Origin of the sequence: Mycetohabitans sp. B8, assembly GCF_021991875.1 — a bacterium.
Lineage (GTDB): Bacteria > Pseudomonadota > Gammaproteobacteria > Burkholderiales > Burkholderiaceae > Mycetohabitans.
Genome location: NZ_JAHLKR010000016.1, coordinates 332,031 through 353,882, shown reverse-complemented (window position 1 = coordinate 353,882; position 21,852 = coordinate 332,031). Strand labels below are relative to the sequence as shown.

The following is a 21,852-nucleotide window of genomic DNA, read 5'->3' as shown; positions in this document are numbered from 1 at the left end:
TGGCCTGCAGGATGAGAAGGGTTAGCGATATCAGCCATGATGGAATGCCTCCTGCTAATGAAAGAGCGCGGACATGCTTGCCAGCGACGACCACGCGGATCGTGCCGCCGTCACCAGCGCGGTTGCCGCCGGTGCGGCTGCCGCAGCGGCGGTTGCATGTTTTACGTGTCAGCCGCTCAGGATGAACAGCTCACCGAAAGCGAGGCGGCCCAATCCGGTGGCAAAGCCGCGTAGGCCTCGTACTCGGGTTGCTCGTCGAACGGGCGTGACAAGACCTGCAATAGCCGCACAATTTCGGTGAAGTCCTTTTCGTTCGCTGCGCGCACCGCCTGCTCAGCCAAATGGTTGCGCAGCACGTATTTCGGATTGACGCGGTTCATCGCCGCGCGACGCGCTGCATCGTCTGCGGGCTCGGTTTTCAGCCGCTGTCGATAATCGACCGCCCAGGCGTCGAACGCCGCGCGATCGACGAACAAGTCCCGCACGGGCGCGTCACCGGACGCGTCGTGTTGCGACACGCGTGCCATGCGCCGGAAGGTCAACGTGAAGTCCGCGTGGTTCGTGTGCATGAGTGCCAACAGGCGATTGACCAACGCGATATCGGCTGGCTCGGCCGTGCTCAGTCCAAGCTTGGCACGGAAACGCGCCTCCAGTGCCGGGCCGAAATGGGCCTCGTACACCTGCAACGCATCGCGCGCCTCGGCGATCGCGCGCTCGTCCCCGGCCGTGCCCCGGTGCGCGCCGATCAACGGCATCAGCGCCTGCGCCAGACAAATCAGATTCCAGCGGCCCACGTGCGGCTGTTGCTGGTACGCATATCGCCCGGACGTGTCGGAGTGGTTGCAGATATGGTTTGCGTCGAAGCCGTCGATAAAGCCGAACGGCCCATAATCGATCGTCAGTCCAATGATCGACATATTGTCGGTATTCATCACGCCATGGCAGAAACCCACCGCCTGCCAATGCGCTATCAACGCGGCTGTGCGCTCGCAGACGGCCGCCAGCAATGCGAGATACGGGTCCTGCGCGTCGCGGCAGGACGGGAATGCATGCTCGATCACATGGTCTGCCAGCCGGCGCAATGCCTCCACCTGGCCGGTCGAATAAAAGTGCTCGAAATGGCCAAACCGAATGAATGTCGGCGCGACACGCGTCGTGACCGCCGCCGTTTCTACCGTTTCACGATAGACTGGTGCGTCCGAGCCGATCACACACAACGCGCGCGTGGTCGGAATGCCGAGAAAATGCATCGCCTCCGAGCACAAGAATTCGCGGACGGACGAGCGCAGCACCGCTCGGCCATCGCCCATGCGAGAGTAGGGGGTCCGGCCACCGCCCTTGATCTGTATCTCGTGACGCTGTCCACGATGTTCGGTCTCGCCGAGCGTCAACGCACGGCCGTCGCCGAGTTGGCCGGCCCAGACGCCGAACTGGTGTCCGGAGTACACGCTGGCGAAAGGCAACGCCGCGTGCTCCAAGTATCGCGTCAGATTACCGCAGAAATAGTCGGCGAACGCGGGGTCGGTCAGCGCCGCGGCACCTAGGCCAAGTTCATGCGCGAGGTCGGCGGAAACAGCGACCACATACGGATCAGGCAACGGCGTGGCGCTTTGCCGCGTGACGAACTGCGTGCCGAGCCGGGAGAATGCGCCGGGCCGATTCGGATCGATTGCGCTTGCGAATGCCGGCTGTGCGTGAACAACGGTGTCGCCTTGGGAAAACGCCATGAGCGCTCCGGTGTCGTAATAGCCTCTATTGTAAATCGTTCCCCGCCGGCTTGCCGATCCCTGGCGAGCCGTGCGGGCACGGCAATGCCGTAGCCCACGGTTATACTGCGTGTCCAATTTATACTGCCTGTCCAACCGCATCGACGGGCCGCCAATGCACGATGGCTGCCACGTAGGCGCCGCACGGCGGCATGCGACAGAATCGCCGATCAGAGGCAAAATGGCGGGCTTGCGGGCCCACCCCGCGTCGCGATGCAATGCGACGCAGGTTCAATGATCGGATCAGCGGCCAAGGAGGCAGAGGTGCTGAAACATATTGTCATGTGGAAACTGAAGGAGCGAGCCGAAGGTGCGGATCGCGCAACAAACGCAGTGCGGCTGAAAGCGATGCTCGAGGGCTGTCGGAACATCGTGCCCGGCATGCGCCGCTTCGAGGTCGGCGTCGCGACGCCGGGGCTTGAGGCCACCTACGACGTGGTGCTCGTGTCCGAGTTCGATGACCAGGCCGCGCTTGACGCCTATGCGGCCCATCCCGAGCATGAGAAAATTAAGGCGTTTGTCGCGAGTGTGCGCGACGCGCGGCAGTGCATCGACTATGAAGCCTGATACCGCGCCCGTGGCACATGACACCCCGACGGCCGCGGTGCAAGGGCTGGGCAGTCCGTTCGCCGACCATTTGGGCGTGCGGCTCGTCCATGCGGCGCACGGGCGCAGCGAAGTGGTACTGCCGCTCGCGGCGTTGCACCTGAATACATGGGAGGTGGCGCACGGCGGCGTGACGATGACGCTGCTCGACGTGGGTCTGGCACTGGCGGCGCGCTCGTTGAGCAGCGGCGCGGGCGTGGTCACCGTCGAGATGAAGACCAACTTCATGCAACCCGGATGCGGCGAACTTCGGGCCCGGGCGCGGGTGCTACACCGCTCCGCGACGATGGCCTATTGCGAGGGCGAGGTCCATGATAGCGACGGACGCTTCGTTGCCAAGGCGCTGGGCACATTCAAGTACCTGAGCGCATTGGCCGTGGGTCGCGAGATCACCCGCCAGCGGAGGGCACTGCAACCGGCTGGGCTGGGCGCCGACCCGGCGACGGCGCCGGCGCACGACTGACATTCCCCCTCCAGGACGGAAATCATGAATGCATCGAATCAAGCGTCAGTGAATCGCCAGATTTGGCTGGTGTCGCGTCCGGCTGCAGAGCCGTCGCACGACAATTTCCGGCTCGTGCAAACGCCGCTGGAGCCACTCGCACCTGGCCAAGTTCGCGTGCGCAATCACTACCTGTCCGTCGATCCATACATGCGCGGCCACGCCTTCATCGGCTTACTCAAAGGCCGAAATTCCGGTAAGCAACTGGTCAAGCTGGTCTAAGCGCGCGCCAGCACGGGCAGTAGCACGGATACGAGCGTGGGCACCGGCGGCTTCGTGTGGAAAAGCATAGTCATCCTGATGTACTGTAGGTCATTTCACAGACCGCGCGCAACCTGAAGCCGTCACGCGGGAATGCCGAGTCGGCCATGTCCCCATTCGGCACGGGCGGCCCGTGTGGTTTCCAACGACAGGGGCAACACCGGAAAAGCCCCCGACTTTCGCGTTCAGGCAGCCGGCTACGATATTGGCGCGGCGTGGAAGAAGACCAGCGCGAAATATTCGATCGTATGCCGTGCTTCGCCCGGTAAGGGGGGCGCATTCGCGATCGCGCACCAGAAAAGGATAGCTAAGGGAACGCCTCAGGGGGCGCCGGCAATCAGCGCTGTGGCTTCCTCTTCTTCGTGCAAGTACAAGCTTGTAGTGTTCTGCGACACGTGCCCGAGGTTGTCGCGCACCGTGCGCAGATCGAGGCCGGCGTCGGCCTGATGCGAGCCGGCGGTATGCCGCAGCCAATGCGCCGACGCGCACACCCGTTCGTCGGCCCGATCGGCGAAGGCGGGCGCGCGCGTAGCCACAACGCGGCGCCGTTCAAGACACGCTTGAGCGCATCATGCAGGGCTGAGCGCGACAGGCCGCGGCGCGCGCCTCGAAAGGGCACGACCAGCGGCGTGGCCTCGGCCCGGCGGGGCAGCTCGATAAGCAATTCGGGCGACGCGGCCATGCGCCGCGCGCGTTGCCCTTTACCCACGATGTCGAGCCACCACTGGTCCTGTCCATCCGGGCCCAGGCGCCGCGAGAAGTCGCCCATGATGCCGTGGGCGACCTCAGAGAGGCGCGCAGGCCTTGTGCAGATAGAAGAGAGCGTGGTCACCCAGCGGCAGCGCGCGTAGCATGTCTGCTGCGCGGCCGTTCCCTAGAGTAGCTGCTCAACGGACTATACGAAGGACCGAATTTGGACTATATTTAGCCTTATCGTCAGTCAGTGAGCCAGGAATGCGTCGTGAAATTCTCAACTCAAATTAAGCCTATCAGCTACCTTAAGAGCCACGCAGCCGACATCGTCAAGAACATTTCCGAATCCCAGGAACCCATGCTGATCACTCAAAACGGGGAAGCCAAGCTGGTGGTCATGGACGTTCGCTCCTACGAGCGACAAGAAGATACCCTCGCCCTTCTAAAAATCCTTGCCATGGGTAATCAGGACATTTCTCAAAGCCGCTTTCGCGATGCGGAGGACGTCTTTGCCGATCTGGACAAGGAAGACCACGGGTGAAAGTTGTTTTTCTTGAAGGCGCTGAAGAAGACTTGAAGGAGCTTCGCCGCTACATCATTGCAAGCTTTGGCCGATCAACTTGGCAAGAGACTTATCAACACATCAAGGATTCCGTTCGAGACATTTTGATTTTCCCCCAAAGCGGCGTTATTCCTGAAGAGCTTGTTGACTGTAATACTCGACAGTACCGCCAAGTTATCTCTGGCATGGACCGTATCCTCTATGAGGTTAAGGACACCATTATTTACATCCACCTCGTTTGTGACATTCGCCGCGACATGAGAACACTTCTTTCTCGACGACTGCTACGCGTGATCAAATAGTAGCGTCGTTAAGATTCAACCGGCGTGCGAACGAGATGGCAGGGAACCGAAAGGCCGATAATCAAGCATGGTTTGAGCATGAAGTTGAAGAAAGCGAATTTGCGCACTCGCGGCTACGCAAGCGTTTGGGCAAGCTTTTGATCCAATTATGGAACGGCATGGGCCAGACGATTCCATTTGCGTGCCAGAATTGGACTTCAACCAAAGCGGCCTATCGTTTCCTGTGCAACAAGCGTGTCAATGAACACGATATCCTGAGCGGGCACTTTCAGGTAATGCTGAGCGTTTGAGGGCGACACAGGGCCCTGTTCTCATTGTGCAAGATACAACGACATTCTCGTACCAGCGCGAGCGCACCGAACTCATCGGCTGGCAAGGAGCGTGGCGGTCCAAAGCTTCACAAGGTAGCCATACCACTTACTTGTTGCGCGATTGGGTGGGATACATCGAAGCAAGGGCAGCTGAGCCATTTATCGTCCCGCGTCTGGTCGCTCAGTTCCCTCAAGACGCTGCGCGGCTCGGGCGAGCGCAATAGCGCCGGCCGTTGACATGTCGAGCGCGCGGTGAAGGTCCTCTCGTCTGCTAAGAAAAAAGTTCGGAATGCGTGCCCGCCCGGACGAAAACCACTAAGCCATGCTTGCCAATGTCAGCGAGCTTATAGATAAGCAGAAAATCACCGCCAATGTGACACTCCCGATGATTGTCCCACTCGCCTGCAAGCGAGTGATCCAACCACTCAGCAGGGAGTGGGCCATCATTGGCAACAAGCAGCGTCATGGCCTCTTTCAACCGGTTCATATCGTACCGGCCAGAGTAAGACAGGCGTTGCCAGTCCTTGAGAAATGCTTTGGTGTAATCTGACGCGCGGGGCAGAGTGGCCCGCTTACTTGCGGGTGTTCTTTTCAATATCATTCATCAAGGCGTCGGAAGTTGCAAAGCGAACGTGGCGGCGCTCGATGATTTCGCGAGCTTCAGCCATAGCGGCACGGCTGGCCGCATTGGGCGCTTGGATCGCAAAGGGCAGCGCCTTGTCTGCCACGATGCGCGTCAGGAAGACTCGAATGGCATCGGAGACAGTCAGCCCCATCGAGGCTAACGTTTGCGCAGCCTGCGCTTTGACGGTCTCGTCAATACGGATGTGAACCATTGTCGTTGTAGCCATTACAACCTCCTATCATGTGAGATACATTGTATCTCACAAAGCGATGACCCTCAAGACACACTGTGTTTTTTCAACGGCGGAACGGAACAGATGGTGAGGCACTTTTTGGGGGATGTTGAACGCGAAAGGAGCAGAAAATGAGCAAACTTCTGAAGCCATCCCAGACACATCGTGACGGCGCCCGACACAGACCGCAGCCCGTTTGCGTCTGCGTCGGATCGCTCAAGGCGTTTGCGCCGGCAACGGATACGGCAGCGGCAGGAACGCCAGCGTCGGGCCGTGCGGGGACCCGACGTGGACCGAGCCGGTATCGAGTGCGCCAAGCTTGAGCTGGACCAGGCAATCGACACCGCCCTCGGGGGCCGCGGCGGCATTGACGACCATCCCGCACGGTTGGCCAGGGTCCTCTGAATGAAACACCTCGACGCCGGCGTGCGCCTGCGCGGCGTGCGCCAACACCGTGCGGCGCTTGATCGTGCCGCGATACTGAGAACGGGCGACCACTTCCTGCCCCGGATAGCAGCCCTTGCGAAAGTTGACGCCACCGACGAGTTCGAAATTGATCATTTGTGGCACGAACTGCTCGCTCGTCGCGGCATTCACACGCGGCTCGCCCGCGCGGATGTCAAGCCAGTCCCACAGTGCGGGGGCGGCCCGTCGCGCGCGATGCGTCGCATCCAGTGCGGCAAGCTTCGCGTCAACCGCGGCCTTCGGCCCGACCCACAGGAAACGTGGCACGCCGTTCGCATCCGGCACGCGGATCAATTCCCCGCAGGACGCGTCAATCTTCACGTGCACGCCGTCGGGCAACGCCTCGAAGCACTGCGATAGCGTGGCACGGACATCGCCGGCAAAGCCGACCACGGTAAGACCGTCGGTGGCGTTGATCAGCCGCGCTTTCGCGCGTAGCACAAACATCGACAATCGCTTCTGAAGCGACGTGACCAGATCCGCGCAAACCAGCATGCGCACCGCATCGCCGGCACGCCAAACCAGCAACGTGGCGAGCAGTCGCCCCTTAGGTGAGCAAAAGCCGGCCAGCCGCACGCTGCCCGCTTCCAGCGTTTGAATATCGTTGGTCAGTTGACCGTGCAGGAAGCTGGCTGCATCGTCACCGTGCACATCGATTACGCCGAACTGATCGAGCACCATATAAGCGCCCCGTTCAGCGTGAAGGGCGGCGAACGCGTCGGCCTCCACGCGCGCCAACGCGTCGGTGTCACGCCCGGCATCGCCATGGCCTGGCACAGTAGCTTTAGAGGATATATTCATGTTCAAGCTGCGTTGTCAATTCTGACTTTGGCTTAGGCAAGCAAGTATTATATTGAGTCTTGCTCAACCCTGTTTCGCATGTCCCTGTTCAAGAAAGTGCTGTTCGCCACGGCGGCGGTCGCGACAGTCGCCGTCGTCGCGGCGTGTGGCGCCGTTGGGTATTGGGCTCGCACGCCCCTTCAGATCACGCCTTCGCCACTCGATGTCACGATCAAGCCGCGCAGCAGCCTGCGCAGCGTCGCCGTCCAATTGCGCCACGACGGCGTGCCCATCGAGCCGCGCTTGTTCGTGCTGATGGCCCGCGTGCTGGGCCTGTCCACGCAATTGAAATCCGGCAATTACGCGTTCTCGGCCGGGGTCACGCCATACGGCGTGTTGCAGAAGGTGGCGCGCGGTGACGTCAACCAATACGTCGTCACGATCATCGAAGGCTGGACGTTTCGCCGCATGCGCGACGAGATCAACGCGCACCCGGCGTTGCGCCATGATTCCGCCGCGCTCAGCGACGCGCAATTGATGCGCGCGATTTTGGCCGACATCGCACCTACCGATCCACGCGCGGCGGGCACGTCGCCGGCATCGCCGCCTGCGCATCGCATGCTGGCGCTGCAAGGTGCGCCTGCGCAGGAGCCCGAGGGCCTGTTCTTCCCGGATACATACCTATTTGACAAGAATACCAGCGACCTGGACATTTACCGCCGCGCATACCGGTTGATGTATCTGCGGGTGCAGCAGGCATGGGAGGGCCGCGCGCTGGGGCTACCCTATGCGACGCCCTACGATGCACTGAAAATGGCCTCGATTGTCGAGAAGGAGACCGGCCACGCGCAAGACCGGCCGCTGGTGGCTGCGGTACTTGTCAACCGGTTGCGTCTGTCGATGCCATTGCAAACTGATCCGACTGTGATCTACGGGCTGGGCACCTCGTACGCTGGCCGGTTGCGCAAGCAGGACTTGCAGACTGACACCCCGTACAATACCTATATGCGCGGCGGGCTTCCGCCCACGCCGATCGCGCTGCCCGGCAACGCGTCATTGGAAGCCGCGCTGCACCCGGCTGTCAGCAGCGCGTTGTACTTCGTCGCGCGCGGCGATGGCAGCAGTCATTTTTCCGACAATCTCGGCGATCACAACAAGGCCGTCGACAAATACATCAGGGGTCAGTGACATGACGGATATCACGACCAGTCGCCACGACGGGCCCCGGCCGCGCGGCAAGTTCATTACGTTCGAAGGGATCGATGGCGCCGGCAAGACGACTCACCTGACGTGGTTTTGCGACCGGCTGTCCGAGCGTGCCGCGCGGCAGGGCGCCAGTGTCATCGTCACGCGCGAGCCGGGTGGCACGCCGCTGGGCGAGGCGCTGCGGGAAATCCTGCTGCGCCAGCCGATGCATCTAGAAACGGAGGCATTGCTGATGTTTGCGGCGCGTCGCGAGCATATTGCCGCGGTGATCGAGCCGACGCTTGCCCGTGGCGACTGGGTGCTGTCCGATCGCTTCACGGATGCGACTTTTGCCTACCAAGGCGGCGGGCGCGGCTTGTCGATCGACAAGTTGCAGGTGCTCGAGCACTGGGTGCAGGCAGGGCTGCAACCGGATCGCACCGTGCTGTTCGACGTGCCGACCGATACCGCCAGTGCAAGGCGTGGCGGGGCTCGCGCACCCGATAAGTTCGAGAGCGAGTCGGACGCATTCTTCACGCATACCCGTGCCGAATACCTGCGCCGCGCCGCACAGGCACCGGCGCGGTTTGCGATCGTCGATGCGACAGGCTCGATCGCCGAAGTGCGCGAGCAACTCGAAGCCATTCTCATCACCCTTTGATCGATAAAAGATGCCGTATCCATGGCAATACGACGACTGGACACGTATCCAGGCACTGCGCGAACATTGGCCTCACGCACTGTTGCTGTACGGGCAGGCCGGCATCGGCAAAGTGGATTTCGCTTGCGAGCTCGCGCAGAGTCTGTTGTGCGAGCAGCCTCGTGATGACGCACGCGCGTGCGGGCAGTGCGCCGCATGCACCTGGTTCCTGCAACGCAACCACCCGGATTTTAGGCTCGTCTGCCCCGAGGCCGTCGCCGCCGAGGCCACACCGCCGCAAGCGGACAGTGATACCGGCAAAAATGCCAACGGTGGGCGCACGAGCGACGACGATGGCGCAAGCGCGGGCAGCAAGAAATCCAAGGCGCCGAGCAAGGAGATCAGGATCGAGCAGGTCAGGGCGTTACTCGATTTCTGCAGTATTGGCTCACACCGCGGCGGCCAGCGCGTAGTGGTATTGTTCCCGGCCGAGGCACTGAACGTGGCGGCAGCCAACGCCCTGCTCAAGACGCTGGAGGAGCCGCCGTCCGGCGTGGTGTTCCTGCTCGTGAGCGCGAATGTGGAGCGTTTGCTGCCGACCATCGTGAGCCGCTGCAGGCAATGGCCACTGGCGATGCCCGACGCGGCGAGTGCCTTGGACTGGCTCCGTGGCCAGTCCATTGACGATCCGATGGGCGCGCTCGCGGAAGCCGGTGGCGCGCCATTGGCCGCGCTGGCCGTTGCCCGCGACGAGCATGCGCCGCTCAAGCGCTTCACGCTTGAGCAACTTGCGGCCGGCCCGGCGTGCGATGCATTCGCCTGCGGCGAAGCCCTGCAAAAGGCGCCGGTGCCGTCGGTGCTCGGCTGGCTGCAACGCTGGCTCTATGACGTGCTGGCCATGCAGACGAGCGGCGCGCCACGCTACTTTCCAGCACACCGCAACGCGCTCGAGCACGTTGCACAAGGTGCCACGCCTTTGCAGGTCGCCCAGTGCTTGAAGCGAATTACGCAACAACGGGCCGTGGAACAGCATCCGCTGAATGGCCGACTGGTTTTCGAGGAGCTGTTTATCCATTATCGGGGCATGTTCGGGAGCCACCCATGACGCAAGCGCCGTATCGCGTCGCTATACGTGCCGATCTACCGGCGATCGTCGCGATTTATAATTCGACGGTTTCATCCAGGCAAGTGACGGCTGACTTGGAGCCCGTCAGTGTTGGCAGCCGGCACGACTGGTTCAACGCACATGCCCCGGACCGGCGTCCGCTGTGGGTCGTGGAGCGCGATCGTCTTCGGCCACAATGAGTCCAGCCTGCGCTTGTTCCACCGTTACGGCTTCGATGACGGGGGCCGGTTGCCGCGGATCGCGACACTGGATGGCATTGAGCGCGACGGGGTTATCGTCGGGCGCCGGCTCACCGCTGGCGCGTAAAGTCAGTTTCAATAGCGCGCCGCGTGGCGGCGCCGCGGGGTACCGATGTTTATCGATTCACATTGCCACATCAACTTCGACGGAATGGCCCAGCGCCTGCCGGACGTGCTTGAACAGATGCGCGTCAATGCGGTGACCCATGCGCTATGCGTCAGCATCGATCTTGAGACGTTCCCGTCCGTGCTGGCGATCGCCCATGCGCATCCCCATATCTTCGCGTCAGTGGGCGTGCATCCGGATCACGAGCACGCGCGCGAGCCGGACGTTGCCGAATTGGTCTCGCTTGCGCAGGATCCGAAGGTTGTCGCGATGGGCGAAACCGGGTTGGATTACTACCGGCTCGAAGGTCGCACGCTGGACGACATGGCATGGCAACGGCAACGGTTTCGCACGCACATCCAAGCCGCGCACGCTGCCGGCAAGCCATTGATCGTCCACACGCGTGCCGCCGCACAGGATACGCTGCGAATCATGCAGGAAGAGGGCGCCGCCGCAGTCGGCGGCGTGATGCATTGTTTTACCGAAACCTGGGAAGTTGCGCAGGCGGCACTCGAGCAAAATTTTTTCATTTCGCTGTCGGGCATTGTGACATTCAAGAACGCGACGCAAATTCAGGAAGTCGCTCGTAAAGTGCCGCTCGAACGCTTGTTGATCGAAACGGACTCGCCTTACCTGGCGCCTGTGCCGTACCGAGGCAAGCCCAATGAACCTGCGTACGTCAGCCATGTCGGACGTTTCGTCGCGCAGCTGCGCGGCATCGACGTGGAGCAACTTGGCGCGGCGACGTCGGCCAACTTCTTTCGCCTGTTCCGCAGCGCAAAATGTTGAGGTCTAGTTGCTATCAATCAATAAATTAGACAAATAAACTCATGTCATGTACGAATAATTTCGCTGGGTTTTTTGATGTCATCCGCTCTTCGTTGGCCGCCGTCGCCCGGGTATCGCGCCATCGCTCAGCGCGCTGGCTGGTCCGGGCATGGTTTGCGTGCGTGTTGATGATGGGGATAGGGGCCACGATCCCATCAACGGCGCAAGCGAGCCCGGCCGACACGATGATCAAGGCGGTGAAGTTCGACGATGTCAACGCGGTGCGCAAGTTGCTCGCCGGCGGTATCGATCCGAACCTGGTCGATGCCGGCGGCATGCCGATGCTGGTGCTCGCCGCGCGGGAAAAGTCCGAAAAGGTCGCCGCGCTATTGGCGGACCAACCCAAGACCGACCTGGAGAAACTGGATCGTGCCGGCGAGAATGCGATGATGTTGGCCGCGCTCAATGGCCAGATCGGGCTGGTCAAGCATCTGATCGAGAAGGGGGCCGAAGTCAACAAGTCAGGCTGGACACCGCTGCATTACGCGGCGACGACTGGCCAGGATAAGATCGTTAAGCTGCTGATCGATCATTGCGCGTACATCGATGCCGCGTCGCCGAACGGCACCACGCCGCTGATGATGGCCGTGCGCGGCGGCCATATCACAACAGTGAAGCTGCTGCTCGACGAGGGCGCCGACTTGACGCTGAAGAACCAGTTGGGATTGACCGCGATTGATTTCGCGAAACAGTACAACCAGAAAGACATCGCGGACGGCCTAGCCGCGCGATTGGAGAAAATACAGGCGCAACAAAGACACAAGGATTCACGCCCGCCTGCTACAGCCGACGGTAGTCCAGGTAGCGCAGGTAGTACGGGCAGTGCAGAATAACCGGCCCGGCACGGCGGTGCGCCGTGCCGGATCTTGTTGACCACAACATAAGGAACACCATGCTACGGACATTGCTCCGCGCCACCGCGATGTTTGCGATTAGTGTGCCAATGAGCGTTCATGCGTTCACCGGCGCGGACCTGGACCGTCTGTGCCAGCGTACCGATGTGAAATCGCGCGTGTCGTGCGAAGCCTACATCGAAGGTGCGGCGGATGGTGTATTCAACACGATCGAAGCCATCGGCGGCACGACAGGGCCGCGTGTGGGGCAGTACTTTTGCTTGCCCGACAACGTGAAAGCGGCGGAGTTGACCGACGCGGTGCGCAAATATTTGGCGAATACGCCAAACGCAAGAGAATACAACGCCAGTACGGTCGTCGCACTGGGGTTGGGCAAGAGCTATCCATGCTCGACAAACAAGTGATGGGGTGTGGGTGAGTTGGCTTGAACCGATCAGCAACATTGCTGCTGCGCCGCTGCATTCGTGGACCGGCCTGATCGTTGTTACCGTGATCGCGGTGGCATGCGTGCGCGCGGGGCACTGGGCCGGCGCCCGAATCATGCGTCGCGTGACGCGGCCCTATCCAATCCTAGCTGTCGTGACGGGGGCGATCGAGTGGCCATCGCTTTACGCGCTGGCGATGCTGGCGATCGAACTGGTGCTGCACGAGGCGCCGGACGAGTTGGCGTTGATCCGCGTCGCGCGCGACGTCGGGGGCCTGACGTTGATCGGCATGCTGACGCTGCTGGCCGTACGCTCGGTGGCCGGCGTGGGCGATGCAATCGTCACCGCGAACCCGCTGGACACGGCCGACAATCTGCATGCGCGACGCATCCACACGCAGACGCGCGTGCTTACCCGGTCGGTGATGACGTTGATCGTGATGCTTGGCATCGCGTCGATGCTCATGATGTTTCCCAACGTCCGGCAGGTCGGCACGAGCCTGCTCGCTTCGGCGGGCGTCGCCGGTCTGGTCGCCGGTATCGCAGCGCGCCCGGTGCTGGCCAATATGATCGCTGGATTGCAAATTGCGCTGTCCCAGCCGATCCGACTCGACGACGTGGTGGTGATCCAGGGCGAGTGGGGGCGGATCGAGGAAATCACCGGCACCTACGTCGCCGTTCGACTCTGGGATCAGCGGCGGCTGATCGTGCCGCTGCAGTGGCTGATCGAAAATCCGTTCACGAACTGGACCCGCAGCAGTTCGCAGATCATCGGCACGGTATTCCTATTTGTTGACTACAAGATGCCATTGCCGCCGTTGCGCGAGGAACTGTCACGTATCGTCAATAATGCCCCGGAATGGGATGGACGCGTCCAAGTATTGCAAGTCACCGACGCGACCGATCGCGCGATGCAATTGCGGGTACTGGTCAGCTCGAGTGATTCGGGCTTGAATTGGGATTTGCGTTGCCGCGTGCGAGAAGGATTGATTGCCTTCATCCAGCGCTACTATCCGGAATGCCTGCCGAAGATGCGGGCGGATCTGTCCACTGAACGTGAACGTGCGCTGCAGGCCGAGCCGCAGCCGACGCGCGAGGCCACACGACCGGAGGCGTCCAAGACCGCCGCCCATACGGAGGCCGACCCAGTGGCGATGCGCCGCGACGGTTGACGCGCATTGAGTGAACCGCAGCGGCGCGCTATCGGTCATAACCGACATGTCCCATTCAGAAACTGACGGAGAACAAGCGAATGAGCCGACTAGTCGTAGTGTCGAATCGCGTCGCCACCCCCACTGAAAGCAAGGGATCCGCCGGTGGACTCGCCGTCGGCGTGTTCGGCGCGCTGAAGGATGCGGGCGGGGTCTGGTTCGGCTGGAGTGGCGACGTAGTCGGCGAAACGGTCTCAAACGCCGCGCTGACGCTCGTGGAGGACGGCAAGGTCACATTCGCGACCGTCGGGCTGACGCGTAAGGACTATGACCAGTACTATCGTGGTTTTTCGAATGCGACGCTGTGGCCGGTGTTTCACTATCGTAATGACCTGGCTGTCTACGACCGCGCAGACTATGCAGGGTATCTGCGCGTGAATCGCTGGCTTGCGCAGAAGCTACTGCCTTTGCTGCGCTCTGACGATGTGATCTGGGTCCACGATTATCACTTGATCCCATTCGGCGACGCGCTGCGTCAGTTGGGTGTGCAGAACCGGATCGGCTTTTTTCTGCATATCCCGTTTCCATCGCCGCAGATTTTGCTGAACATCCCGCCGCACGACGAACTGGTGCGCGCGCTGTGCAGCTATGACGTGGTGGGTTTCCAAACTGCAGTCGACCTGCGTGCGTTCGCCGATTATGTCGAGCGGTACGCGCACGGCAAAGCGTGGGACAACGGCCGGATCGAAGCATACGGGCGCGTATTGCACGGTGCGGCCTATCCAATCGGCGTTTTTCCCGATGACATCGCCGAGCAAGCGCGACGCCACGAGAGCCGGCAACACGTGCTGGAACTGAAGCAGAGCTTGGAAGGGCGCAAGCTGATTATGAGCGTGGACCGGCTCGATTATTCGAAGGGGCTTGTCGAACGCTTCCGTGCATTCGAGCAATTGCTGGAGCGTGCGCCGCACTGGCGCGGCAACGTCACGCTCGTTCAGGTGGCCCCGCCCACGCGCTCGGACGTCCAAACGTATCAGGAAATTAGGCAAAGCCTGGAATACGAGGCCGGCCGGATCAACGGCCGGTTTTCCGGCCTGGACTACACGCCAATCCGATATTTGAACCAGCGCTATGACCGTTGGAAACTGATGTCGCTATTCCGCGAATCACAAATCGGCCTCGTCACGCCCCTACGTGACGGAATGAACCTGGTGGCCAAGGAGTATGTTGCCGCCCAAAATCCGGACGATCCTGGCGTGCTGGTCCTGTCGCGCTTTGCCGGCGCGGCGCTGGAGTTGCCGGGCGCGCTGATCATTAACCCGCACGATATCGTCGGTATGTCCGAGGCTCTTGAGCACGCGTTGGCGATGCCACGGGTGGAGCGACAGGAGCGCTACCAGACCAACATGCAAAACCTGCGCGATCATGACCTGGGTGTCTGGCGCGACACCTTCATCGCCGATTTGCGAGGGCACGCACGCGCAGTACCGGGGCAACATTAACCGACCATGGCGCCGACGTTGCGCGAGTGTAACGCAATTTGGCGTTGCAATATCCAGCGGCATGGGCGGGCGTCGCGATCGGTCATCATCGACACCGGGCCGATCACGGCAGGCGCGCATGCCGCAACGGCTTCGGGGGTGAAACATTGCAGCAGTTGGGGCGGTGAAATAGGCCGCTAACGTGCGCGTGCAGTGTGTCATACTGGTGCGCCCGGTTGCGGGTCCAATGACCGGTCACCAAGGGTATTTCCAAGTCGGAGATAAGCATGAGGATTGCCCAGATTGCGCCACTGACCGAGTCCGTGCCGCCCAAGCTGTATGGCGGCACGGAGCGCGTCGTCTCGTATATCACCGAAGCGTTGGTCGATCTCGGCCACGATGTGACGCTGTTCGCCAGCGCGGATTCGGAAACTCGAGCGAAGCTCGTACCGGTTTGGCCGCGGGCGCTGCGGCTCGATCCTGCCATTCGCGACCGGATCGCTCCGCATATGCTGTTGATGGAACGGGTGCGGCAGCAAGCGAGAGCATTCGACGTGCTGCATTTTCACATGGACTATTACTCGTTCTCGCTGTTCGGCCGTCAGGACACGCCCTTTATCACTACGCTGCACGGGCGGCTGGACCTGCCGGAGCAACAGCCGATCTTCGACACCTTCTCGAACGCGGCGGTCGTATCGATCTCGAACGCCCAGCGCGAGCCGCTGCCGCAGGCGAAGTGGCTGACGACCGTCTACCATGGTCTGCCCGAGAAGCTGTACACGCCGCAGCCCGTACAGCCGCGGTACCTGGCGTTCCTCGGCCGGATATCGCCGGAAAAACGTGTCGATATCGCGATCCGGATCGCCGGGCTCTGTGGCATGAAGATTCGCATCGCCGCCAAAGTCGACGCCGCTGACCAGCAGTATTTCGAGCGCGACATACGACCATTGCTGGCGCTGCCGCACGTCGAGTTCATTGGCGAGATCGCTGACGAGCAAAAAGCGCACTTCCTGTCCGGCGCGCATGCGCTACTGTTTCCGATCGACTGGCCTGAGCCGTTCGGTCTGGTCATGATCGAGGCGATGGCCTGCGGCACGCCGATCATTGCGTTCAACCGAGGTTCGGTGTCAGAAGTGATCGACGAAGCGCAGTCTGGCTTTATCGTAGAGGACGAAATCAGTGCGGTCGCGGCGGTCAACCGCCTTGGCACGTTGTCACGTGAACGCGTGCGAGCATGCTTCGAGCGACGCTTCACGTCGCGCCGCATGGCGCAGCAGTATCTAGAAGCCTACCATGCGCTCATGCGCGCGCAACGGCGCGCGCGCTTCAAAGTCATCGATTGCGCGGCGCCGCCCAAACAGCACAGCGAAGCGGCGTACGGAGCAAGCTAACGCGGCAACGCCACCTTGCGTGGCATGCCGCCGGCGCGACAAGCAAGCCTGGCTGCGCGATGGGCCGGTATCAACAGGATCAGGAGCCGGCAATCCGCGCCGCCACCGGACCTGCTGTCACGCTCATCGCTCATGAGTCAAGGTCAGGCTCATGAGCGAGCGCGGCTCACATCTTCAGTTTCGTCACCTTCGTGCCTTCCAAAGACACGCCGGCCATCAGGCCCGCGTTCGTCAGCACGAACGCCTGCACTGGCGCGGTGGCCGTGGTGGTATCGATTTTGCCGTTCACGCCGACTTTCAGCACCGCCACAGTCGCATCGGCGCCCACGGCCCAGCCTTCGCTGTTGCGGAACTTGTCCAGCGAGTCCTGCGTCATGAACAGGAAAATCAGCGCCTTGGATTGCGCACCGGCCTGCAAGCCGAACGATCCCGCTGCGGTACTGTAATAGCCCGCCGTCTCACCACCGATACGCAGCGCGCCTTCGCCATACTGCCCCCCGACGATGAAGGCTGCGGACACGACGGACGGGAACACCAGCACGCCACGGGCTTTCGCGACCAGCTCCCGCGAACCGTTGGCGGTCGTATAGAGGCGTGCCAACGTTTCATTGACCGAAGTATTGATACTCTGGCGCTTGCTTGCATTGCCGGATGCCGTCGATGCAGCAGTCTGGGTGGTCGTCGTGCAACCGGTGAGCGCGAGACCGCCTGATGCGAGCAGGGCGGAGGTTGTCACTATGAACTTTCTTCTTTCCATCTCATTCTCCTGGGTTGCTTGCGGGAAACTGCCATGGCATTAAAGCATGGAGCGGGCCAACTGCGTAATGGTTCCCCAAATAACCCGGACGGCTGCCCGGTTGCGCGATGCGAAATCAATGCGCGTGCGTCTTAACTGTCGATTCCACCGGTCCTGGCGTGGGCGCCGAGTCCGGCACGGCAGAGGAGCGGGTGGGTGCCGGTGCGCCAGACGACGCGGATGACGAAGTCATTGTACGCTCCGGCCGCTTGAGCGAGGGGCGTCGCAACGCCAAACGCACGAATACGACAACTAGGCCGACAGTGAAGACAAACGATGAAGGCACAACCCAATAGCCGAAAATGGCCTGGCTCAGGTACGACAGCAACGTGCGCCGGCGTCTCGCATAGTCGTCCTGCGCTGCTTGCAACGCCGGCGCATGCGCCGACACAATGGCCACCGGGCATCCGGCTGCCCGGGCCTGCTCCGCTGTCCCGGCGCAACGGCCGGACGAGTCCATCGCACGCTCGGGCACGCTGAGTTTCCAATCTTCGAGCGCGCGCCGCAGATCGGCGCGGTGGTAGGTCATCTCGACCTGGATCTCGTGGATCGCGATCAGTGCGACGGGCACTGCCCATGCAAACGTGGCGATCAGCCAGCGCCTGATCCAGCGGTTCGGTCTCCATGCCATCACGCGCCTCCGTCCCCATTCGGTGTGCGGTTACAAAATAACGGCGCCGGTGTGCAGCCATCAACCGGCCATTAGGCTTAAATAGGCCACCGTATCCCGATCATAGAAAATTTGACGGCGCCGCACACGGTGCACCGCACCATGAGCGGCCGTATCCGCCGCGATGCGCTCCTCAGGCGACATGCGTCAGCCCGTCGGCTTGGCGTTCAGGTAACTTTTCGCGAAGGTCTTGCGCGTCGCGCCGGCAGCTTATGCGCAGCAATGGCGCATCGTATCGGTCTGTGCCGCTCAGTATTACAAAAGTCTGACTGGTAAGTTCTGCAAAGCCGATGTAAAGGTGCCCTATCGTGCGCGCAGACCGACGGCCACGGCGCCATCTCGGCGCGGCGCGCAGGGCGTCGTGGGTGCACATGGCACGATGGCAAGTGAATGTCTTAACGCAGATTACGGCCATTGCCTTCACATTGGAACAAGGTTTGCTTACTTACTTAAGGACCGCCGGCCGCACGGCATTGCGCGGTACAGCATCTCTACTGTTCATTTGTCTAACGTCCGATTTCGCAATGGCATCGCAGCCTGTCCAGCTCTCCAGTTCCGTGTCACCCGCCACGGCCGCGGCCGGTGGGTCCCTTGCCCGAAGCGGTTTGCGCGTGCTTGTGGTCGATGATGCCGAAGACGCTTGCGAGGGGCTGGCATTGCTGCTGCAAATCGAGGGATTCCAGGTCGAAGCGACGCTCGATGGCCCCACCGCAGTGGAATGCGCCACGCATTTCGCCCCACATATCGTGTTGCTCGATTTGGCGATGCCGCGCATGAGCGGCTACGATGTCGCCCGCCGCCTGCGTGGACATCCGGCAACACGTGACGCGCTGATCATCGCGTTGACGGGGCTGAGCGAGTTCGATGACATCGCCCGCAGCCGTGCTGCCGGTTTCAACCACCATCAGGTCAAGCCGGTGGACGTCGATACGCTGCTGTCGCTGATCGACCGCCACTTCGCTACCCACGCGCCACAGCGCTCCGGTTGTCAATGAACGGCAACGGAACCGAGCCAGGATGAATAAGCGCGAGCAACGCGCAGGCTTGCTTCCCCCATGCTAGCGGCCACCGCTCGGCCGTCACCGGCAATGCGTGTTTGCGTCAAGCCGCCACGCCAGTGCGCACGGCAGCGGCTCCCGGCGCAAGGGTGCCGACGGATTCAACGGAAGCCGGCAATCGGAGTCGAGGCAACGTCATTGGGCCAGCGCAAGGGCGCAAAGGCGCGCCGGCACCGCCGCGGCGCTCGCCGTGACGGCGGCGCCTGCATCGCGGGCCACCGCGTCGACTGCGCCTGGGTCGAACCGACATCGTCATCCTATGACTGGAAAACGTTCTGAACGCAGCATGCCGGGCGAGCGAGGGCGCTTCGGCGTTATGGGCGGGACTGCCAATGCGTCACCGCGGCCACACACGAACCGCGCTGATCGGCAGGGTCGAGCCTAGACGCACGAACGTAGCACAGCGGGGCGAGTCAACGAGCCCCAGGTGATGGTCGCCCGGGAGAGGTGCATGATGGCAGAAAGAGACGCAAGCCACTGGAAAGAGGCAAAAGCCAGGGCGAAAAACAAGCCGATCCGATGTCATGATGACGTTGCACATCGGACGATGCAGGCTCAATATTGTAGGGTCTCGACGTAGAGCGCGCTAGAGGTCAAATTATCTTAGGTAAACATCTACTTGCAGTGGGTGAAATTCTCTTGAAATAGGATTAGCATGAGTCTAAGGGCATGCCGATGATGCGCCCGAGCGCGTGACACGACGCGTGCACTGCGGCGCTCGACCGGCAGCTCTCGTTGAATATCGGCGAGGAGGTGGTATGGATATTTACAACAGTTTCGCGACCCGCTTCGAAAAGACGAGAGAAGAAGAGTTTTCGTTGGAAGAGTATCTCGAACTGTGCAAGAACAATCCTGCCGCGTACGCTACGGCTGGCGAACGCATGTTGATGGCGATCGGGGAGCCGGAACACGTCGATACCCGCAATGATCCGCGGTTGTCGCGTATTTTCGCCAACAAGGTCATCAAGATCTACCCGGCGTTCCGCGAGTTCTATGGCATGGAAGAGGTGATCGAGCAGGTCGTCGCCTATTTCCGCCATTCTGCACAGGGGCTCGAGGAAAAGAAACAGATCCTGTATCTGCTCGGGCCGGTCGGCGGCGGTAAATCGTCGATCGCCGAGCGTCTGAAGCAATTAATGGAGCGGGTACCGTTCTACTCGATTAAAGGCTCGCCGGTCAACGAGTCACCGCTTGGCCTGTTCGACTACGATGAGGATGGCCCAATTCTCGAAGAGCAGTATGGAATACCTCGCCGCTACCTAAAGAGCATCCTGTCCCCGTGGGCCGTCAAGCGGCTGCACGAGTATAACGGCGACATCCGTCGGTTCCGCGTGGTCAAGCGCTACCCGTCGGTGCTGCGTCAAATTGGGATTGCTAAAACCGAACCGGGTGACGAGAACAACCAGGACATTTCGTCGCTGGTTGGCAAGGTCGACATCCGCAAGCTGGAGCAATATGCGCAGGACGATGCCGACGCGTACAGCTACTCAGGGGGGCTGTGCTTGGCGAACCAGGGCCTGCTCGAGTTCGTCGAAATGTTTAAGGCTCCGATCAAGGTGCTGCACCCGTTGTTGACTGCCACGCAGGAAGGCAACTTCAAGGGGACGGAGGGCTTCGGTGCGATTCCGTTCGACGGTATTATCCTTGCGCACTCGAACGAATCGGAATGGAAAGCATTCCGGAACAACAAGAATAATGAGGCGCTGCTCGACCGGATTTTCGTGATCAAGGTGCCATACTGCCTGCGCTACTCGGAAGAGATTAAGATTTATGACAAACTGGTTCGGAACTCGTCGCTCGCTTCCGCCGTCTGCGCACCGGGTACGCTGAAGATGATGGCGCAGTTCGCCGTGCTGACGCGCTTGCACGAGCCGGAAAACTCCAGTCTGTTTTCGAAGATGCTGGTCTATGACGGCGAAAACCTGAAGGACACCGACCCGAAAGCGAAGTCGTATCAAGAGTATCGCGACTACGCTGGCGTTGACGAAGGCATGACGGGTATTTCGACACGCTTCGCGTTCAAGATCCTGTCGCGAGTATTCAACTTCGACACGACCGAGGTGGCCGCCAACCCGGTGCACCTGATGTACGTGCTCGAGCAACAGATTGAACGCGAGCAATTCCCACCGGAAGTCGAACAAAAATACCTATCGTTCGTCAAGGAATTGCTGGCGTCGCGCTACGCGGAGTTCATCGGCAAGGAGATCCAGACTGCCTACCTGGAATCGTATTCCGAATACGGGCAAAACATTTTTGACCGTTATGTGACCTATGCGGACTTCTGGATTCAGGATCAGGAGTTCCGGGATCACGACACCGGTGAGAGCTTCGATCGCGCGGCGTTGAACGCGGAATTGGAGAAAATCGAAAAGCCAGCGGGAATCAGCAATCCGAAGGATTTCCGCAACGAGATCGTCAACTTCGTCTTGCGCGCGCGCGCGGCTAATGGTGGCAAGAATCCGGCGTGGATCAGCTACGAAAAGCTACGTGTCGTGATCGAGAAGAAAATGTTCTCCAACACGGAGGAACTTCTGCCGGTTATCTCGTTCAACGCAAAGGGCTCCGCCGAGGAGCAACGCAAGCATGAGGACTTTGTCAACCGGATGGTCGCCAAGGGTTACACGCCCAAGCAGGTCCGCCTGCTGTGTGACTGGTATCTGCGCGTGCGCAAGTCTTCCTGACGGCAAGCGTGCATAACGTACGGGCGCCATAAGCAGCGCGGCGTCCTGCGTACCAGGCAGTGCCGGCGCAACGGCGCATCACCGCGGGTGCCGCGCCGCGTGCGCGGGCCGCGCCTT

23 protein-coding genes and 3 pseudogenes are annotated in these 21,852 nt (G+C 61.2%); 19 read left to right on the top strand and 7 right to left on the bottom strand.

The window, feature by feature from the left end; translation table 11 throughout:
• Positions 1-176 precede the first annotated feature (176 nt).
• Positions 177-1,727 (bottom strand): YdiU family protein, encoded by a 1,551-nt coding sequence (locus tag KQH60_RS07660; protein WP_237575884.1) that lies wholly within the window; start codon positions 1,725-1,727, stop codon positions 177-179.
• A gap of 303 nt (positions 1,728-2,030) precedes the next feature.
• Between KQH60_RS07660 and KQH60_RS07655 the strand changes: the two genes are divergently transcribed.
• The 4 genes and pseudogenes from KQH60_RS07655 to KQH60_RS07640 form a co-directional block, all read left to right on the top strand.
• Positions 2,031-2,333, top strand: coding sequence for a Dabb family protein (locus tag KQH60_RS07655; RefSeq protein ID WP_237575883.1), 303 nt, complete (start codon positions 2,031-2,033; stop codon positions 2,331-2,333).
• Positions 2,323-2,835 carry a PaaI family thioesterase gene (locus KQH60_RS07650; protein WP_237575882.1) on the top strand — a complete coding sequence of 171 codons (513 nt, stop codon included), beginning with the start codon at positions 2,323-2,325 and terminating at the stop codon, positions 2,833-2,835. Before KQH60_RS07655 ends, KQH60_RS07650 begins: the two co-directional genes overlap by 11 nt.
• A gap of 24 nt (positions 2,836-2,859) precedes the next feature.
• Positions 2,860-3,033: pseudogene (locus tag KQH60_RS07645) on the top strand (hypothetical protein); the annotation flags it as partial.
• Positions 3,034-3,267: 234 nt separating this feature from the next.
• Positions 3,268-3,366, top strand: a pseudogene (locus KQH60_RS07640) (DUF736 family protein); the annotation flags it as partial.
• An 89-nt stretch (positions 3,367-3,455) separates the two neighbouring features.
• On the opposite strand, the gene KQH60_RS15015 reads toward KQH60_RS07640, so the two are convergent.
• Positions 3,456-3,671: a tyrosine-type recombinase/integrase gene (locus KQH60_RS15015; protein ID WP_368669323.1), complete on the bottom strand. Its 216-nt coding sequence runs from the start codon at positions 3,669-3,671 to the stop codon at positions 3,456-3,458.
• A 425-nt stretch (positions 3,672-4,096) separates the two neighbouring features.
• On the opposite strand from KQH60_RS15015, the gene KQH60_RS07630 reads away from it, so the two are divergent.
• From KQH60_RS07630 to KQH60_RS07620, 3 genes are read left to right on the top strand one after another with little or no spacing between them, the layout of a single operon-like run.
• Positions 4,097-4,369: a type II toxin-antitoxin system Phd/YefM family antitoxin gene (locus tag KQH60_RS07630; RefSeq protein ID WP_237575881.1), complete on the top strand. Its 273-nt coding sequence runs from the start codon at positions 4,097-4,099 to the stop codon at positions 4,367-4,369.
• Complete coding sequence (locus KQH60_RS07625; protein WP_237575880.1) at positions 4,366-4,692, top strand: type II toxin-antitoxin system RelE/ParE family toxin; 327 nt, start codon at positions 4,366-4,368, stop codon at positions 4,690-4,692. Before KQH60_RS07630 ends, KQH60_RS07625 begins: the two co-directional genes overlap by 4 nt.
• Positions 4,693-4,727: 35 nt before the next feature.
• A complete protein-coding gene (locus KQH60_RS07620; RefSeq protein ID WP_237575879.1) occupies positions 4,728-4,982 on the top strand; it encodes a transposase DNA-binding-containing protein in 255 nt (84 codons plus the stop codon).
• Between the two features lie 292 nt (positions 4,983-5,274).
• On the opposite strand, the gene KQH60_RS07615 is transcribed toward KQH60_RS07620, so the two are convergent.
• From KQH60_RS07615 to KQH60_RS07605, 3 genes are all read right to left on the bottom strand, one after another.
• Entirely contained in the window at positions 5,275-5,604 is a 330-nt protein-coding gene (locus KQH60_RS07615; RefSeq protein WP_237575878.1) for a type II toxin-antitoxin system YafQ family toxin, read from the bottom strand.
• Positions 5,576-5,854, bottom strand: coding sequence for a type II toxin-antitoxin system RelB/DinJ family antitoxin (locus KQH60_RS07610; RefSeq protein ID WP_237575877.1), 279 nt, complete (start codon positions 5,852-5,854; stop codon positions 5,576-5,578). The genes KQH60_RS07615 and KQH60_RS07610 overlap by 29 nt, the downstream gene beginning before the upstream one ends.
• Positions 5,855-6,076: 222 nt before the next feature.
• On the bottom strand, positions 6,077-7,006 hold the full coding sequence (locus KQH60_RS07605) for a folate-binding protein YgfZ (RefSeq protein WP_237576091.1): 930 nt from the start codon (positions 7,004-7,006) through the stop codon (positions 6,077-6,079).
• 198 nt (positions 7,007-7,204) lie between these two features.
• Here KQH60_RS07605 and mltG point away from each other — a divergent pair, with 198 nt between their 5' ends.
• The 10 genes and pseudogenes from mltG to KQH60_RS07555 all read left to right on the top strand — a co-directional run bounded on the left by mltG (position 7,205) and on the right by KQH60_RS07555 (position 16,530).
• Positions 7,205-8,293, top strand: a complete 1,089-nt coding sequence (mltG, locus tag KQH60_RS07600) for an endolytic transglycosylase MltG (protein ID WP_237575876.1) — start codon at positions 7,205-7,207, stop codon at positions 8,291-8,293.
• A 1-nt stretch (position 8,294) separates the two neighbouring features.
• Positions 8,295-8,951, top strand: coding sequence for a dTMP kinase (tmk, locus tag KQH60_RS07595; RefSeq protein WP_237575875.1), 657 nt, complete (start codon positions 8,295-8,297; stop codon positions 8,949-8,951).
• A gap of 10 nt (positions 8,952-8,961) precedes the next feature.
• Positions 8,962-10,035 carry a DNA polymerase III subunit delta' gene (locus tag KQH60_RS07590; protein WP_237575874.1) on the top strand — a complete coding sequence of 358 codons (1,074 nt, stop codon included), beginning with the start codon at positions 8,962-8,964 and terminating at the stop codon, positions 10,033-10,035.
• Positions 10,032-10,362, top strand: a pseudogene (locus KQH60_RS07585) (N-acetyltransferase family protein). Before KQH60_RS07590 ends, KQH60_RS07585 begins: the two are co-directional and overlap by 4 nt.
• A gap of 45 nt (positions 10,363-10,407) precedes the next feature.
• Positions 10,408-11,190: a TatD family hydrolase gene (locus KQH60_RS07580; RefSeq protein WP_237575873.1), complete on the top strand. Its 783-nt coding sequence runs from the start codon at positions 10,408-10,410 to the stop codon at positions 11,188-11,190.
• Positions 11,191-11,357: 167 nt separating this feature from the next.
• A complete protein-coding gene (locus tag KQH60_RS07575; protein WP_237576090.1) occupies positions 11,358-12,062 on the top strand; it encodes an ankyrin repeat domain-containing protein in 705 nt (234 codons plus the stop codon).
• Positions 12,063-12,121: 59 nt separating this feature from the next.
• The gene (locus KQH60_RS07570; RefSeq protein ID WP_237575872.1) at positions 12,122-12,487 is read left to right on the top strand and encodes a Rap1a/Tai family immunity protein; all 366 of its coding nucleotides are present in this window, start codon (positions 12,122-12,124) and stop codon (positions 12,485-12,487) included.
• Positions 12,488-12,497: 10 nt separating this feature from the next.
• On the top strand, positions 12,498-13,679 hold the full coding sequence (locus KQH60_RS07565) for a mechanosensitive ion channel domain-containing protein (protein WP_237575871.1): 1,182 nt from the start codon (positions 12,498-12,500) through the stop codon (positions 13,677-13,679).
• 80 nt (positions 13,680-13,759) lie between these two features.
• Positions 13,760-15,160, top strand: coding sequence for an alpha,alpha-trehalose-phosphate synthase (UDP-forming) (gene otsA, locus KQH60_RS07560; RefSeq protein WP_237575870.1), 1,401 nt, complete (start codon positions 13,760-13,762; stop codon positions 15,158-15,160).
• Between the two features lie 266 nt (positions 15,161-15,426).
• Complete coding sequence (locus KQH60_RS07555) at positions 15,427-16,530, top strand: glycosyltransferase family 4 protein (RefSeq protein WP_237575869.1); 1,104 nt, start codon at positions 15,427-15,429, stop codon at positions 16,528-16,530.
• A 166-nt stretch (positions 16,531-16,696) separates the two neighbouring features.
• Here KQH60_RS07555 and KQH60_RS07550 read toward each other — a convergent pair whose 3' ends face one another.
• Entirely contained in the window at positions 16,697-17,287 is a 591-nt protein-coding gene (locus tag KQH60_RS07550; RefSeq protein ID WP_237575868.1) for a YSC84-related protein, read from the bottom strand.
• A 115-nt stretch (positions 17,288-17,402) separates the two neighbouring features.
• On the bottom strand, positions 17,403-17,957 hold the full coding sequence (locus KQH60_RS07545) for a hypothetical protein (RefSeq protein WP_368669322.1): 555 nt from the start codon (positions 17,955-17,957) through the stop codon (positions 17,403-17,405).
• 563 nt (positions 17,958-18,520) lie between these two features.
• Between KQH60_RS07545 and KQH60_RS07540 the strand changes: the two genes are divergently transcribed.
• Positions 18,521-18,991 carry a response regulator gene (locus KQH60_RS07540; RefSeq protein WP_237575867.1) on the top strand — a complete coding sequence of 157 codons (471 nt, stop codon included), beginning with the start codon at positions 18,521-18,523 and terminating at the stop codon, positions 18,989-18,991.
• Positions 18,992-19,812: 821 nt separating this feature from the next.
• Positions 19,813-21,735, top strand: a complete 1,923-nt coding sequence (locus KQH60_RS07535; protein WP_237575866.1) for a PrkA family serine protein kinase — start codon at positions 19,813-19,815, stop codon at positions 21,733-21,735.
• The last annotated feature ends 117 nt before the right edge of the window (positions 21,736-21,852 follow it).